At 76.5% G+C, this 14,392-nt stretch carries 15 protein-coding genes; 7 read left to right on the forward strand and 8 right to left on the reverse strand.

Annotation, left to right across the window (positions count from 1 at the left end):
- Positions 1 to 261: 261 nt before the first annotated feature.
- Positions 262 to 540 (reverse strand): hypothetical protein, encoded by a 279-nt coding sequence (locus NT8_RS08810; RefSeq protein ID WP_067966155.1) that lies wholly within the window; start codon positions 538 to 540, stop codon positions 262 to 264.
- Positions 541 to 655: 115 nt separating this feature from the next.
- Positions 656 to 1,546, reverse strand: a complete 891-nt coding sequence (locus NT8_RS08815) for a hypothetical protein (RefSeq protein ID WP_067966156.1) — start codon at positions 1,544 to 1,546, stop codon at positions 656 to 658.
- Positions 1,547 to 2,535: 989 nt separating this feature from the next.
- Between NT8_RS08815 and NT8_RS08825 the strand changes: the two genes are divergently transcribed.
- The 4 genes from NT8_RS08825 to NT8_RS08840 all read left to right on the forward strand — a co-directional run bounded on the left by NT8_RS08825 (position 2,536) and on the right by NT8_RS08840 (position 5,468).
- Positions 2,536 to 2,994, forward strand: coding sequence for a PaaI family thioesterase (locus NT8_RS08825; protein WP_067966160.1), 459 nt, complete (start codon positions 2,536 to 2,538; stop codon positions 2,992 to 2,994).
- 69 nt (positions 2,995 to 3,063) lie between these two features.
- A complete protein-coding gene (locus NT8_RS08830) occupies positions 3,064 to 3,708 on the forward strand; it encodes a LysE family translocator (protein ID WP_067966161.1) in 645 nt (214 codons plus the stop codon).
- 153 nt (positions 3,709 to 3,861) lie between these two features.
- On the forward strand, positions 3,862 to 4,881 hold the full coding sequence (locus NT8_RS08835) for a methyltransferase (protein ID WP_067966163.1): 1,020 nt from the start codon (positions 3,862 to 3,864) through the stop codon (positions 4,879 to 4,881).
- Between the two features lie 224 nt (positions 4,882 to 5,105).
- Positions 5,106 to 5,468 (forward strand): STAS domain-containing protein, encoded by a 363-nt coding sequence (locus tag NT8_RS08840; protein ID WP_067966166.1) that lies wholly within the window; start codon positions 5,106 to 5,108, stop codon positions 5,466 to 5,468.
- A gap of 65 nt (positions 5,469 to 5,533) precedes the next feature.
- On the opposite strand, the gene NT8_RS08845 is transcribed toward NT8_RS08840, so the two are convergent.
- Genes NT8_RS08845 through NT8_RS08850 form a run of 3 tightly spaced genes read right to left on the reverse strand, consistent with a single transcriptional unit; the run spans position 5,534 to position 7,784 of the window.
- Positions 5,534 to 7,096 (reverse strand): PH domain-containing protein, encoded by a 1,563-nt coding sequence (locus NT8_RS08845; protein ID WP_067966168.1) that lies wholly within the window; start codon positions 7,094 to 7,096, stop codon positions 5,534 to 5,536.
- Positions 7,093 to 7,254 carry a hypothetical protein gene (locus NT8_RS29255; protein WP_157515625.1) on the reverse strand — a complete coding sequence of 54 codons (162 nt, stop codon included), beginning with the start codon at positions 7,252 to 7,254 and terminating at the stop codon, positions 7,093 to 7,095. Before NT8_RS29255 ends, NT8_RS08845 begins: the two co-directional genes overlap by 4 nt.
- Complete coding sequence (locus tag NT8_RS08850) at positions 7,251 to 7,784, reverse strand: PH domain-containing protein (RefSeq protein ID WP_067966170.1); 534 nt, start codon at positions 7,782 to 7,784, stop codon at positions 7,251 to 7,253. Before NT8_RS08850 ends, NT8_RS29255 begins: the two co-directional genes overlap by 4 nt.
- Before the next feature lie 88 nt (positions 7,785 to 7,872).
- On the opposite strand from NT8_RS08850, the gene NT8_RS08855 reads away from it, so the two are divergent.
- The 3 genes from NT8_RS08855 to NT8_RS08865 all read left to right on the forward strand — a co-directional run bounded on the left by NT8_RS08855 (position 7,873) and on the right by NT8_RS08865 (position 10,136).
- On the forward strand, positions 7,873 to 8,805 hold the full coding sequence (locus tag NT8_RS08855; RefSeq protein ID WP_067966172.1) for an SPFH domain-containing protein: 933 nt from the start codon (positions 7,873 to 7,875) through the stop codon (positions 8,803 to 8,805).
- 17 nt (positions 8,806 to 8,822) lie between these two features.
- Positions 8,823 to 9,071, forward strand: a complete 249-nt coding sequence (locus NT8_RS08860; protein ID WP_067966174.1) for a hypothetical protein — start codon at positions 8,823 to 8,825, stop codon at positions 9,069 to 9,071.
- A gap of 228 nt (positions 9,072 to 9,299) precedes the next feature.
- The gene (locus tag NT8_RS08865; RefSeq protein ID WP_157515627.1) at positions 9,300 to 10,136 is read left to right on the forward strand and encodes a peptidoglycan recognition protein family protein; all 837 of its coding nucleotides are present in this window, start codon (positions 9,300 to 9,302) and stop codon (positions 10,134 to 10,136) included.
- Between the two features lie 287 nt (positions 10,137 to 10,423).
- Here the strand turns inward: NT8_RS08865 and NT8_RS08870 are convergent, their stop codons facing one another.
- The 3 genes from NT8_RS08870 to NT8_RS08880 form a co-directional block, all read right to left on the reverse strand.
- The gene (locus tag NT8_RS08870; protein WP_067966178.1) at positions 10,424 to 12,148 is read right to left on the reverse strand and encodes a class I adenylate-forming enzyme family protein; all 1,725 of its coding nucleotides are present in this window, start codon (positions 12,146 to 12,148) and stop codon (positions 10,424 to 10,426) included.
- An 84-nt stretch (positions 12,149 to 12,232) separates the two neighbouring features.
- A complete protein-coding gene (locus NT8_RS08875) occupies positions 12,233 to 13,333 on the reverse strand; it encodes an alcohol dehydrogenase catalytic domain-containing protein (protein WP_067966180.1) in 1,101 nt (366 codons plus the stop codon).
- 115 nt (positions 13,334 to 13,448) lie between these two features.
- Positions 13,449 to 14,392: S1 family peptidase (locus NT8_RS08880; protein WP_067966182.1), on the reverse strand; the 944-nt coding region annotated here is incomplete at its 5' end.

The raw sequence follows: 14,392 nt of genomic DNA on the forward strand, positions 1-14,392 counted from the left end.
GGCCCCGCCGCCGGTCGGTGGTGGTCGGGGTGGGCTCCTGCGGACGACGGCCATCGCGGCGCGGGTGCGGCCAGGCGCTCCTCCTCGTCGCAAGGTCCGGGCCTCCGTTCGGTGGTGTGGCGGGACGAACCGGGCGCGGCACCGCCTCCCGGGCGGTCGCGGTCGGTGCGCCGTGCGGGCAGGGTCAGGTGGCGGACGAAGAGAGGACGCCGTCGTGGGCGTTCTTCGAGCGTTCGCCGCGCGCGGGGTGGCGGACCCGGATCACCTCCCGTCGGCGGACCCGCGTCGACCGGGGCGCGACCGGGGCGGGCCGACGGTGACGGCCGCACCGGGACCGCCGCCCCGGGGCCGGGGGCGGGGGATGCGCACGACGGAGAGGGGGGCGCGGACGCCGGGGGCGTCGTCCTGCCGCGCCGCCGTGACGGTGCCGTGGCGGGGCGAACCCTCCTGCCGCCGGACCGAGGACGCGTCGGCGCGGGCGGTGGCCCGGGCGTGGGGGACGGGGGCGGCGGACGGCTGTCCGGATGTCGCGGTGGTCATGCGGCTCCCTGCGGTCGGAGGGTTCGGCGGTCACGGTCGAGGATGTGCGCGGTTGCGTGTTCTGCGAGGTCCGTGCGGCGCGGGCAGGCCCGGCGCACGCGCCTTGGGTCGGCGGTCACGGCGGTGGGGAGTCGGGAGCGAGGTGGACGGGGTCGGCGCCGTCGGGCCAGACGGTGAGCGGACGCAGGCCGTGCGGGGTCCACTCGGCGGCGACGGTCGCGGGCGCGCCGCCGCTCGCGGCCGCCCACCGCCACGGCGGGGCGGCGTCGGCGTGCAGCGGCAGCGCCGCGCCCGAGGGGTCGGCCAGCCACCAGCCGTCGGCGCGGCCGACAACGGCGTCGCGCACGACCACCGGCCAGGCGTCGAGCCAGGGGTCGGCCGCCACGGCCGGGGACCAGGAGGCGAGGGCGTCGGCCACCGTCCCGCCGGGCGGGGGGCCGCAGGGGCGTTCGGCGTCGCGTCGGACGACGGCCGCCCGCCACTCGGCGGGGTGGAACGCGAGGTCGGCGTCGATCTCGGTGCCGACCTCGGCGGGGGAGTCGGGGGTGCGGCCGTGCGGGGCGAACGCGGTCAGCATCGCGACGCGGCCGGTGGCCGCGCCGCGCAGCCACACCCGCCGCCCGCGTACCTGGTCGGCCGGGAAGTCGCACCGGCCCAGCACCCGCCAGGTGTCGCGGACGGGCGCGGCGGTGTCGGCCGCCGACGGCAGGCCGACGCGGGCGCGCACGGCGGCGCGCAGGTGCGGGGGGAGGGCGTCGCCCCGGCGGTGACCGACGGCGAGCAGGCGCAGCAGCGCGAGTTCCTCCAGGAGCCGTCCGGGCCAGTCGGGGGCGGTGCCGATCCGGCCGAGGGCGCGCACGCGCTCGGCGGCGCGGCCGGCCTGGGCGTCGACCAGTCGGGCGGCCATGTCCTCCCAGGCACCGGGGCCCGCGCCGTGCGCGGCGGCCAGCCCGGACTCGACCTGGTCGCGCAGCCACAACTCCAACTCGGCCAACCCGGCGGCCACCCGCTCCGCACGCCGCCGCGCCCGCCGCCCGGCGGGACTCTCATCCCCCTCGGCGCCCGCCGGCCCGGCCGCCCTGGACCGACCGGACCCCGGCCCGTCCACCGGAGCAGGGGAACCGGCCCCGCGAACGGCGCCGCCGGGACTCACGGGCACCGGTGCGGACGAGCCGGTCCGCCGAGCGGACGTCGGCGCGAAGGAGCCGGTCGGCGGTGCGGCCACCAGGTCGGTGGAATCAGCCCGGCGGTCGGACGCCGGGCCACGGGAATCGGTCCCCTGCGTGGCGCTCTGCTGACGAGCGCGAGGGGCCTGCCGGGAATCGCCTCCCGCGGCCACGGGCGCGGGGGTACGGGGCGGGACGCCCTCGACACCGCCCTGCCCCGGCCGGGATCGGCCATCCGCGGGGCGGTCCCCACCGGCCTTCCAACGTTCGCTCACACCCCGAAACTACGCCCCGGGTACGACATTTTCCGACCCCGGGCGGGCACCTCGCCCCCCTCACTGACCGGCCCCAACGCCTCAGTCCGGACGCCGAGAGGGAGCAGGATCGGGACGCGCGGGGGCGTGCGGGCGACGCGGCTCCCCGGGGTGGCGCACCGGCGCCGCCGCCGCTGCGATGCGGCTGTCGACCGGCTCCCAGATCTGCGGGGAGGTAGCACCGCAGTGCCTCGGTATGACACCGGCGACCCGTCGTTCCCGGAAGAGGCGCGCGCCGGCGTGCGCGGCCTGCCGCCCTTCCTGGAGCATCGAGCACCAGGCCGCGCAGACCGGGCTGCCGAGCACGGTGCTCCCGACCGCGTTGCGCCGTCGTCCGCATCGCCGTGGCGTCCTCGCCCGCCCGGTGTCGGGTATCCGGCCTGCGGCCGCTCGGATCGCCACCCCCATCGGCGATGCCATGATGGTCGCCATCGGCGCCTTCCCTCTGGTGCACGGCCTGGCCGGCTGAGGCCCCGTCCCGCTCCACCGACACGCATTCGAAGGAGAGCACGCGCGTGGAAGACCTGATGCAGCAGGAACAGGCGAGCCCGGCGGTGCAAGCGCGCGTCCAGGACAGCTTCGATCTGCAGGGCCTGATGTCGCACCTCGGCGCCCGCCTCACCCACATCGGCCCCGGCCGGGTCCACATCGTCCTTCCGGCCCGCCCTGAGGTGACGCAGCAGCATGGCTACGTCCACGCCGGTGCCACCAGCGCCATCGCCGACAGCGCAGGTGGGTATGCCGCGCTCACCCTGTTCGACGAGGACTCCGACGTCCTCACCGTCGAGTACAAGATCAACCTCCTCGCGCCCGCCGCCGGCGATCACCTCGAAGCGGTCGGCACCGTCGTGAAGTCCGGACGCACCCTGACCGTCTGCCGGCTGGAGGTCTACGGCATCCAGGCCGACGGCGCCCGGAAGCTCGTCGCCAACGGCCAGCAGACCTTGATCCGTGTGAGCAGGACCGCCGAATAGTCCGCAGCCGGCAGGAGGTGGGAAAACCAATGGCGGGGAGGTAGGGGATCGGGCGTAGGGTGCTTTGTCGTGGTTGATATCTCCCTGTATGCGGCGTTCTTGGTTGCCGCCTTCGCGCTGTGCGTGGCTCCCGGGCCCGACATGATGTTCATCATCGCCATGGGTGGGCGGGGTGGGCCGCTGAACGGGGTGTTGGCCGCCTCCGGGGTTGCCACGGGGGCGTTCGTCCACGCCGTTGCGGCGGCCGCCGGGCTGTCCGCGCTGTTCGCGGCGCTGCCCGCGCTCTACCACGTGCTGCGGTGGGTGGGCGCCGGCTACCTGCTCTACCTGGCGTTCAAGGCGTTCCGCGACCGGTCCGGCTTCACCCCCGCCGCCGACGGCGCGGCCACCGCCGAGGGCGTCGCCCGCACCCGGCGGCGCGCCTTCGTGCAGGGCATGGTCACCAACCTGCTCAACCCCAAGGTCATCCTGTTCAACATCGCGTTCCTGCCGCAGTTCGTCGACCCCGCGCTGGGCCACGTCCCCGGCCAACTGCTCATCCTCGGCACGACCCTGACGCTCATGGGGCTGGCCGTCGACGCCTCCGTCGGGCTGGCGTCCGGGCGCCTGTCCGACCTGCTCCGCCGCAGCCGCCGCGTCGCCCGCGCCCTCGACGTCTTCAGCGGGATCGTCTTCACCGGTCTCGCCATCCGCCTCGTCGCCAACCCGAAGTGAACTGAATGGGGAGGATGGGCTGAACCGCGCCCTAGTGGTGCGGCGCCGGGGCCGCCCCCTCCGGTCGGCCTCGAAAACCGCGAAACCGCGCGAACAGGGCGTCACGCCGCGTTACGGTGGAGGGAACGCCGCAGTGCTGACGTGGGGAGGCGCATGGGGACCGTCGAGCCCGGTGACGACGACCGCAGCAGGAGGCTCCTCCGCCTGTTCATGGGCCCCTGGCTGGCCCGGGCCGCCGCCGCGGCCTGCGAACTCGGGGTCGTCGACCGGATCGGCGCCGGCTCCGCCTCCTGCGCCGAGATCGCCGCCGACCTCGACCTCCACCCCGACCACCTGCTCCGGCTGCTCCGCCTGCTCGCCGGGCTCGACCTGGTCCGCGAGGAGCGCGACCGCTTCGAACTGACCCCCACCGGCCGCCTGCTCCGCACCGAGGACCCCTCGTCGCTGCGCGACCTCGGCCTGCTCTACACCAGCGACCTGTTCCTCGGCGCCTGGGGCGGGCTCGCCGCCGCCGTCCGCACCGGCGACCAGGCGTTCCGCGCCGTCCACGGCCGCGACGTGTTCTCCCACCTCGCCGACCACCCCGACGACGCCGCCCTCTTCCACGCCGGGATGTCGGTCGGCAGCTCCTTCGCCGCCGGGCTGCCCGACGCCGTCGACCTCTCCGCCGCGCGCCGCGTGGTCGACGTCGGCGGCGGCGACGGCTCCCGGCTGGCCGAGGTGCTGCGCGCCCACCCGCACCTGCACGGCGTGCTCTTCGAACGCCCCGACGTGCTGCCCGCCGCCGAGCGCCGCCTGGCCCCCTACGTCGCCGAAGGGCGCTGCACCGCCATCGGCGGCGACTTCCTGCGCGAGGTCCCCGCCGGGGGCGACGTCTACGTGCTCTGCCGGGTCCTGCACAACTGGGACGACGCCTCCTGCCGCGCCCTGCTCGCCAACTGCCGTGCCGCCATGCGCCCCGACGGCCGGCTGCTCGTGGTCGAACGCGTCATCCCCGACGGCGCCCACCCGTGGTTGTCGCTCGCCTTCGACGTGCAGATGATGGTCATGACCGCCGGCCGCGAGCGCACCGCCGCCGAGTACGACGCCCTGCTGCGCCCGGCCGGCCTGCACACCCGCGAGATCCGCGACCTGGCCGCCGAGATGCGGGTGCTCGTCGCCGCCCCCGCTTGACCGGGCGCCCCCCGTTCCCCCCGCTCCCGACACGCCCCGCGCGTCCCGGCCCGACCGTGCCCGCCGCACCCCGCCGGGCGTTTCGGACGGGCCGCATCCGGCCCCACGGGGTTTCGATTCATGATTATCCCGAAACCACCCATGCGCCGGACGCATGCTCGATACGATCACCCGCACGGGAGGCGGCGCAGGTGCGCGGAACGGCTCTAGAGAGGCGGCGCGACGTGTCCGGACGAGAGCAGGAGCGGTTCCCCTGTACGGAGGCGACCGTTGTCGCCGTGTACGGCGAGATCGACATCGCCACGGCCGACGCCATGCGCGAGCGTCTCCTGCGGGCCGCCGCGCGGTCCGGGCGCGCCTGCGTGGTGGTCGACCTGTCGCGGGCGGACTTCTTCGACGCCAGCGCGGTCCGCGCCCTCATGGAGGTCTACCGCCGGCTCACCGGCGACGGCCGCCACATGGTGGTGGCCGAACCCGCCCCGCTGCCCGCGCGGGTCCTCACCGCGCTCCGGCTGCACGAGATCATCGAGGTGTACCCGCTGGTCGAGATGGCCCTGGCGCACATCCAGCGCCCCGCCCGGCGCTAGCGCCCACCCGCTGTCCGCCCGCCGCCCACCCGGCGGCGCGAGCGGCGGGGGACGCCGCCGGGCGTTCAGGCCGCCTCCACGAACGGGTCGAGCAGCCCCGGCACCGCGTCGGCGGCCAGGGCCACCCCCGAGGCCAGGTCGACGTCGACCGCCGCGTACAGGCCCGCGCCCGCCGCGGTGGTCGCCCCGACGGTCGCCAGGCCGACCCGGCGCTGGAACGGCGACCGGCGGACACGCCACCCGATGATGCCCTCGCGCTGCAGCGCGACGGTCCGCCGGGCCGCCATGCCGCGCCGCAGCACCAGGTGGCCGGGGAGCAGCGCGTGGCCGAGACCGCGGTAGGCGCCCACGGCGTAACCGACCAGACCCGGGAGCGCCACGGCCGCGACCACCGCCGCCGACCACCCCGGCACCGCCGGCACCGCCCACGCCAGCGCCACCGCGCCCGCCGTGAGCGCGGCCGCCGCCCACACGCCCCGCAGCACCCGGCGCCGCAGCGCCGCCCGCGGGTGGGCGGCCAGGTGGCCGGTGAACAGGTCCGCCGGTGCGGCGAGCACGTCCGCCGCCAACCGGTGCGCCACCCCGGCGGGCAGGTCGGGGGAGAGCACGCTCTTGGCCGCCGTCGACCCGGAGTCCTCCCCGACCATCCCGGTGGCCACCGCGGCCACCCGGGCGGAACCGAACCAGCGCAGCGGCAGGTAGGCGCGCAGCTCGGCGCCGCGCAGCCGGGTCTCCTGAACCGACAGCGACTTCGCGGTGAGCAGGCCGCGGCGCACCCGCAGGGTGCCGTCGTCCTCCCGGCTCAGCCGGTAGTTCCACCACGCCTCGACCTGCAGCGCGGTGGCGGCCACGGCGCCGGAGACCAGGACGACCAGGGCCGCGCCGGGCAGTACGAGCGCCAGCCGGGGCAGCGCGTACTCGTAGACGGCCACGGCGACCCCCGCCGCCCACTGGTCGCCGAACCAGGTCAGCAACGAGTAGGCGCCGCCGATGGCGCCCACCCCCAGGACGGGCACGAGGTGGCTGAGCGGGGCGTAGCGGAACCACGCGGGGTCGAGCGCGGCGAGTTCGCCGCCGCCCTCGGTGGCCGGTCCGCCCGACCGGGCGTCGGCGCGGTCCAGCAGCCGGACGCGCAACCGCTCGCCCTCGTCGGCGGTGACGTAGGACAGCTGGACCAGGTCGCCGGCCGCCCCGCCGCCGCTCCCGGTGGCGGCGGTGACCGAGCACAGGCCCAGCACGCGCGCCCAGATCGGGGCGGTGACGTCCACCGTGCGGACGCGCTCCAGCGGAACGGACCGCGCGGAGCGGGCCAGGACGCCGGACTCCATCTCCAGGCGCTCGGCGGTCACCCGGTAGCGGGTCGCGCGGTACCGCAGCACCTCGGTCGCCATGATCAGCCCGATGAGGACCACGGCGGCGGGCAGCGGCAGGAGGCCCCACGGCAGGGCGCCGACGAACGCCAGCACGCCGGTCAGCAGCACCGCCGGGACGGCGATCACCGCGGTGAGGACGATCAGGTCGGCCCAGACGGTCAGCGGGCTGATGCGCCGCCACGCCTCGGGCGCGGTGGCGGCACCGGCCGGGGCCGGGCCGCGCAGCGGGTGGGCGGGGGCGGGACGGGCGCTCATGCGGGGTCCTCCTTCGGCGGTTCGGTGGGGCTGGGGGCGGGTGCCCGGCCGGCGCCGCCGGCGCGGGCGCGGGCGGCGAGGGCGATGAGGTCCGCCCACAGCGCCGGGGGTTCGAGCGCGCGCCACGCCTCGGTGGCGGCGAGCGGGTGCGCGGTCACGTGGCGTCCCCCTTCGCGGCCTCGGTACTGGCGGTGAGCCGGTCGGCGAGCGCGGTGGCGCGGCGGTGGTCCAGGCCGTCGATGCTGAGCGGCCCGGCCGCCGAGGCGGTGGTCACGGTGACGCTGGACAGGCCGAACAGGCGCTGGAGCGGGCCGCGCCCGGTGTCCACGGTCTGGATGCGCGACATCGGGGCCACCCGCCACTCCTGCCACAGCCAGCCGGAGGAGGTGTAGACGGCCGCCTCGGTGACCTCCCACCGGTGGACCCGGTAGCGCCAGACGGGCACGACGGCGGCGATCAGCAGGCCGACGCCGCCCAGGACCCCGGCCGCCGCCCACAGCCAGACCCGGGCGGGGTCGAGAACGGGCCCGGCGGCCGACGGCAGGGCGGCGGCGACGGCGGGCAGGCCGGCGGCGGCCGGCAGCGCGGCGGCCGGGACCGCCAGGAGCAGGGTGCGGGCCGTCCACCAGGTGATGGCGCGGCGGGCGACGCGGTGGCGGGGCGGTCGAAGGCGCAGGGGGCGGGACACGGTTCCTCCCGATGTCGGGGGCGGGCTTCGATAAAGTGATATCACAATGCTAGAATCACGTCATCTTATGACCGAAGGAGGACACCCCATGAGCCCCACCACCCCGGCCGGCGTCGACATGCCCGCCCCCAAGGTCGGCGAGTACACCGCCTCGGGCGCCCCCGGAATCCCCCTCGCCCTGCTCGCGCTGCTGCTGCTCCTGGGCGGCGCCGGCGTCGGGCTGTTCGGCGCCATCGCGCTCAGCGGCTCCGGCGCGCTCGCCGTCACGGCCGCCATCGCGGCCGGCGTCCTGCTCCTCCTCGCGGGGGTGCTGGTCGCCGCCGGGCTGACCATCGTCGCCCCCAACGAGGCCCGCGTCCTGCAGTTCCTCGGGCGCTACGTGGGCACCGTGCGCGAGGACGGCCTGCGCTGGGTCAACCCGCTCACCACCCGCCGCGCCGTCTCCACCCGCATCCGCAACCACGAGACCTCCGTCATGAAGGTCAACGACCTCGACGGCAACCCCATCGAGATCTCGGCGGTGGTCGTCTGGCAGGTCGAGGACACCGCCCGCGCCGTGTTCGAGGTCGATGACTTCGTCCGGTTCGTCTCCATCCAGGCCGAGACCGCCGTCCGCCACATCGCCACCAACTACCCCTACGACGCGCACGTCGAGGGCAGCCTGTCGCTGCGCGACAACGCCGACGAGATCACCGAGAAGCTGTCCCGCGAGATCTCGGCGCGGGTGGAGTCCGCGGGCGTCCGGGTGATCGAGTCCCGGTTCACCCACCTCGCCTACGCCCAGGAGATCGCCCAGGCCATGCTCCAGCGCCAGCAGGCGGGCGCGGTCGTCGCCGCCCGCCAGCTCATCGTGGAGGGCGCGGTCGGTATGGTCGACCTGGCGCTGCAGCGCCTGTCGGAGCAGGACGTGGTCGAGTTGGACGAGGAGCGCAAGGCGTCGATGGTCAGCAACCTGCTCGTCGTCCTGTGCTCCGACCGGCCCACCGCCCCGGTCGTCAACACCGGCTCGCTGTACCAGTAGCGGACGGGCTGATCACCGTGGCCGAGCGGAAGAAGATCCTGCTGCGTCTGGACCCCGCTGTGCACGACGCGCTCGTCCGGTGGGCGGGCGACGAACTGCGCAGCACCAACGCGCAGATCGAGTTCCTCCTCCGCCGCGCGCTGTCCGACGCGGGCCGGATGCCCAAGAACAGCGGCGGCCTCCCGCGCCGCGGGCGCCCGCCCAAACGCGCCGCGTCCGCCGACGGCGCGGAGGGGGGCGACGAGGACGACGCCGACGGCGCGTGACCGGGGCGGGCCCGCGCGGCCCGGCCCCGCTCACGCGATCGCCCGCCGCGCCCGACCGCGGCGGGCGTCGCCACGTGCCGTCACGACGGCGGTGCGGCCTGTCAAGATGCGCGCTTAGTCCAAAATGCCCTGTTATTTCGACAAGATATGACTATGTTCCTGCGGTGGGTCGCTGTGCTTACCTGATCCGGCTGGTGCCAAAAGCATCCAAATCCAAGGATGGGTCCCATGTCAGGACAAAGACGGACGATGACCTCCGACGGCACGCCCGGCGACCTGAGCCGGCGCAACCTCCTCCGCGGCACGGCCCTCATCGCCGGAGGCGCCCTCATCGGCGGAGCCCACGTCGCCACCGCCGGAGCCGCCCTGGCCGCCCCGCAGCCCACCATCTACGCGCGCAGCGCGTGGTCCGCCCGACCGCCGACGAGCGCCGCGACGGTCCTCGCCACCCCGCCGACCTACATCGTGGTCCACCACACGGCCACCGCGAACAGCACCAACTACACGCAGGCGCACGCGTTCTCGCTGTCCCGGTCGATCCAGAACTACCACATGGACAGCAACGGCTGGGCGGACACCGGCCAGCAGCTCACCATCAGCCGCGGCGGCTACATCATGGAGGGCCGCAACCGGTCGCTGCCGGCCATCCGCGCCGGCGACCAGGTGGTGGGCGCGCACGTCGCCAACTACAACAACGTCGCGGTCGGCATCGAGAACGAAGGCCTCTACACCTCCGCCACGCCGACCACCGCCCTCTACAACTCGCTGGTCGCCACCTGCGCCTGGCTGTGCACCGTGTACAACCGGCCCACGTCGGCCATCATCGGCCACCGCGACCTCAACGCCACCGCCTGCCCCGGCGACCGGCTCTACGCCATGCTGCCCCAGCTGCGCCGCGACGTCGGCGCCCGCCTGGCCGCCACCGGCCTCGCCGCCCTGCGCGGCGCCGACCTGGCCGCCCACGAGCTGCCCCCCTACCCGGCCACCCCCCGCGCCGGCCGCACCACCCCGTTCGAGCACGGCCCCGCGCTGGGCTCCCGCGACCCCAACCACGCGACCGGCTGACCGACCCCCCGCGGCGGCCCCGTCCGCCGCGCCGCCCCGCTCGGCGGCACCGCGGCGTCCCGCGCCCCCGCCGCCCTCCCGACCGGCCCTCTGACGCGTCCGGTCGCCATCCCCCCGCCAACGCCGGCCCGCCCGCCGCACCGCCCGCCCGCCGCGTCCGCGCGGCGCGCCCGCGCCCGGCGGCCCCGGGCCGCCTGCTCTCCGCGCCACCGGCGCGGCCCCGCCGTGCCGCGGCGTCGCGGACCTCCCCGCACCGGCATCCCGCGACGCCCCGGCCGGCCTGTGGTTCACCCCGCCCAGCCGTGCCGCTCCCGCACCCGCTTCTTCAGCAGCTTCCCGGCGGCGTTGCGCGGCAGCTCCTCCTCGGTGATGCGGATGTGCGCCGGGATCTTGAACGCCGCCAACCGCCCGTCCAGGTGGGCGCGCAGCGCCGCCTCGTCCAAGGGGCGCCCCGGGATCGCCCGCACCACGGCGGCGACCTCCTCGCCCAGCACGTCGTGCGGCACCCCCACCACCGCGACCTCGGCCACCGCCGGGTGCTCGTGGACGGCGGCCTCGACCTCGGCGCAGTACACGTTCTCGCCGGCGCGGATGATCATGTCCTTGGCGCGGTCCACGACGTAGAGGAACCCCTCCTCGTCCAGCCGGCCGAGGTCGCCCGTGCGCAGCCAGCCCTCCGTGAACGTCTCGGCCGTGGCGTCCGGCCGCCCCCAGTACCCCTGGACCACCCCCGGCCCGCGGATCCACACCTCGCCCACCTCGCCGGGCGCCAGCTCGGTGCCCGCCGGATCGACCACCTTGACGTCGACCGTGGCCACCGGCAGTCCCGCGCTCTCGGGGCGCAGCAGGTAGTCGCTGCCCCCGTTGATGGTGGCCGTCGCCGAGCACTCCGTCAGCCCGTACCCCTGCCCCAGCATGAGGTCGTGCAGGCTGCCGCGCGCCCGCTGCACCAGCGCCGGCGCGGCCGGCGCCCCGCCCGACCCCAGAACCAGCAGGCTCGACAGGTCGTGCTCGGCCAGCCGCGGCGACGCCAGCATCTGGGTGATCATCGCGGGCACCGCCGTGATCGCCGACACCTTCTCCGCCTCGATGTGCCGCAGCGCCGCGTCGACGTCCCACCGGTACATCAGCACCAGCGTGCCCCCGTTGTACAGGGTCGGCAGCATGACCGTCTGCGCCCCCGTCGCGTGGAACAGCGGCAGCACGCACAGCACCACCGCGGGCGGCAGCGCGTCGAGGAACGCGGTCACCTCGTCCAGCTCCAGGCCGAGCCGCATCAGCGACCGGTACCGGGAGAACGAGCCCGCCACGATGTTGGACGCCAGGTTGCGGTGCGAGCCCACCGCGCCCTTGGGCACCCCCGTGGTGCCCGACGTGTAGAAGATCGCCACCGGGTCGTCCGGCGCGAGGTCGGCCGGCGGCAGCTCCGGGCCGTTCGGCGCCCCCTCCAGCGCCTCGGCCCAGTGCCGCACCCCCGCCGGCAGCGGGCCGTCGACGCGCACGGCGACGACGGCGACGCCCAGCCGGGGCAGCGCACCGGCCAGGCGCTCGATCCGCTCGGCGTCGGCCACCAGCACCTTCGCCCCGCTGTCGGAGAGCCCGAACTCCAGCTCGCCGCCGGTCCACCAGGAGTTCAGCGGCACCACGATCGCCCCGAGGCTCGCCGCCGCGAAGAACGCCACCACCCACTCCGGGTAGTTGCGCATGGCGATCGCCACCCGGTCGCCCTTGGCCACCCCGTAGTCCCCGGCGAGCCGGTGCGCCAGCGCCGCCGCCCGCGCGAAGTACTCCGCGTGGGTCCACCGCTCGTCCCCGTACACCAGCGCCGTGCCGGCACCCCCGCGGCTGCCCTCCAGCACCGTGCGCAGCGTGTCCGGGGCGTGCCGCCACACCCGCGTCGGCACGCCGCCCACGGCCGCGACCTCCATCTCGAACGGGCTCCCCGCCACCAGCATCCGGGCGGTCACCGCCGCCACGGAACGCAGCGGGCGGGCGATCTCCGATTCCGTCATGTCCACTCCCGTCGGTCGGCCCCCGGAGGGGCCGGGGGCGGGTGCAGGAACGCGGAGGGCGGCCCCTCGGGACCGCCCGGGGCCTCAGCCGAACCGGATGAGGGAGCGCCCGCCGCGGCCCTCCCGCATCCGCTCGAACGCGGCCGGGACGTCGTCCAGGCCGATCTCGTCGGTGACCATGGACGACAGGTCGATGCGGCCGTCGCGCACGTGCCCGGCCAGCACCGGGACGTCGCGGGCCGGGTCGGCCGCGCCGTACACGCAGCCGCGCAGCGTGCGCGCGAAATGGAACAGCTCCAGCGCGCTGAACCCGACGACGTCGTCCTTGGCGCCGACCCCGACCACCGTGGTGGTGCCGCCGCGGCGGGTGGCGTCCCAGGCGGTGCGCACCGCCGCCGACGCGCCCACCACCTCGAACGCGTGGTCGGCGCCCCGCCCCCCGGTCAGCTCGCGCACCCGCTTGGCGGCGGCGCGGCCGTCGCCGCCGGAGGCGACGAAGTGGGTGGCGCCCGAGGCCAGCGCCAGCCCCTCCTTCGCGGGGGAGACGTCGATCGCGACGATCGGGTCCGCCCCCGCCAGGCGGGCGCCCTGGAGGGTGGCCAGGCCGACCCCGCCCAGACCCACCACGGCGACGGACTCGCCCGTGCGCACCCCGGCGGAGTTGACCACCGCCCCCCACCCCGTGAGGACCGCGCAGCCGAGCAGCGCGGCCGCCGCCGGGTCGACCCCGTCGGGCAGCGGCACCAGCGCGCCGACCGGGACCACGGTGGCCTCGGCGAACGCGGCCGTACCCAGCCCCGCGTGCACGGGGGTGCCGTCGGCGAGCGCGGCGTAGGGGCGCAGCGCGCCGTCCATCGCGTGCTCGCACAGCCACGGTTCGCCGTTGGCGCAGAACCAGCAGGACCGGCATGGCGGCGCCCAGTTGAGGACCACGCGGTCGCCGGGCGCCACGCCGGTCACCCCGGGGCCCACCTCCTCGACGGTGCCGGCGCCCTCGTGGCCGAGGACGGCGGGCATCGCCTGCGGCAGCGTGCCGTTGGCCAGCGACAGATCGGAGTGGCACACCCCGGCGGCGGCCAGCCGGACGCGCACGTGGCCCGCGCCAGGGTCGGGCAGCGCCACCTCCTCGATGCGCGGCGGCGCGCCGACCCCGGTGAAGACGGCGGCCCGGACACTGGTGCTCATCGATCACTCCCGCGGTGGGCTGAGACGTGTGCGAAGTGTTCGCGACCCTATAAGACCGACCGGTCGGTTGGCCAGGCGGGGGCGGGGTCCGCCGACCTCCCCCGCCGCGCCCCGCTCAGGCGGTGGCCAGCGTCAACCCCCACTGCGACAGCATCGGGTTGACGGGCGCGAGGAACGTCGTGCCGCCCGTGGCGCACGACCCGGAACCGCCCACCGCGACGCCCTGCGCCTGGCCGCCGCTGAGGAACGGGCCGTCCGCCCGGCCGGGCTCGGCGCACACGCTGGTGCGGACCAGGCCGTGCAGGGCGCCGCCGGGGAACACGACGGTCTGGTTCCGGGCCTGCACGACGCCGCAGTGCACGCCGGTGGCCGGCCCGTAGCGGCAGACCGACGCGCCCACCGGGGCCTCGCGCGAACCCCGCACCGGGACGAGCCCGCTGCCCGACCGCACGTACGGCGTGGGCTCCCAGTCGTCCTCGGCGGTCACCAGCGCGCCGCCGGACGAGGGCGCCACGGCCGTGAACACGCCGGTGCCGCCGGACAGGCCGGTGGCGGTGTCGCCGGGCTCGCCGCAGTGCGCGGCGGTCAAGAAGCCCGTGGTCACCGCGAACCCGATCGCGCACCGCACCACCCCGTTGGTGGCGAACGGGTCCCCGCCGACGATCTGCGCGGCGGCCGAACCGGCGGCGGGGCCCGCGTCGGCCGACCACGGGGGCGCCGCCTCGGCGACCCGCACCGCCCCGGGGTCGACCCCCGCCGCCGCCACGAGCGCGTCCGCGTCGGCCGTGCCGCCCTCGGCGACCGTCACCACCACCGCGTCGGCGGCGAGGTCGGGGTACCACCCGGTCACGGCGCCCGCGTCGGCCGGGAGCGCGTCGGCCAGCGCGGCCGCGACACCGTCGAGGACGTCCTCGCCGCGCTCCACCACGCGGACGTCGGCCCCCGTTGCCCGGACCGCGCCGACCGCCGACGCGCCGGTCACCCCGACGGTGAGGCGGCCGGTGCCCGGATCGACGGCGGCGCCGCCGTACAGCGCACCCGCCGCGGCGCGGGCCGCCT

This window comes from Nocardiopsis trehalosi NBRC 14201 (genome assembly GCF_001552555.1).
Lineage (GTDB): Bacteria > Actinomycetota > Actinomycetes > Streptosporangiales > Streptosporangiaceae > Nocardiopsis_B > Nocardiopsis_B trehalosi.

Coding starts and splice junctions, on each gene's coding strand:
- NT8_RS08835 (WP_067966163.1), top strand. CDS start 3,862: ATGGGGACCGTCGAGCCCGGTGACGACGACCGCAGCAGGAGGCTCCTC.
- NT8_RS08870 (WP_067966178.1), bottom strand. CDS start 12,148: ATGACGGAATCGGAGATCGCCCGCCCGCTGCGTTCCGTGGCGGCGGTG.
- NT8_RS08845 (WP_067966168.1), bottom strand. CDS start 7,096: ATGAGCGCCCGTCCCGCCCCCGCCCACCCGCTGCGCGGCCCGGCCCCG.
- NT8_RS08875 (WP_067966180.1), bottom strand. CDS start 13,333: ATGAGCACCAGTGTCCGGGCCGCCGTCTTCACCGGGGTCGGCGCGCCG.
- NT8_RS08865 (WP_157515627.1), top strand. CDS start 9,300: ATGTCAGGACAAAGACGGACGATGACCTCCGACGGCACGCCCGGCGAC.
- NT8_RS08855 (WP_067966172.1), top strand. CDS start 7,873: ATGAGCCCCACCACCCCGGCCGGCGTCGACATGCCCGCCCCCAAGGTC.
- NT8_RS08810 (WP_067966155.1), bottom strand. CDS start 540: ATGACCACCGCGACATCCGGACAGCCGTCCGCCGCCCCCGTCCCCCAC.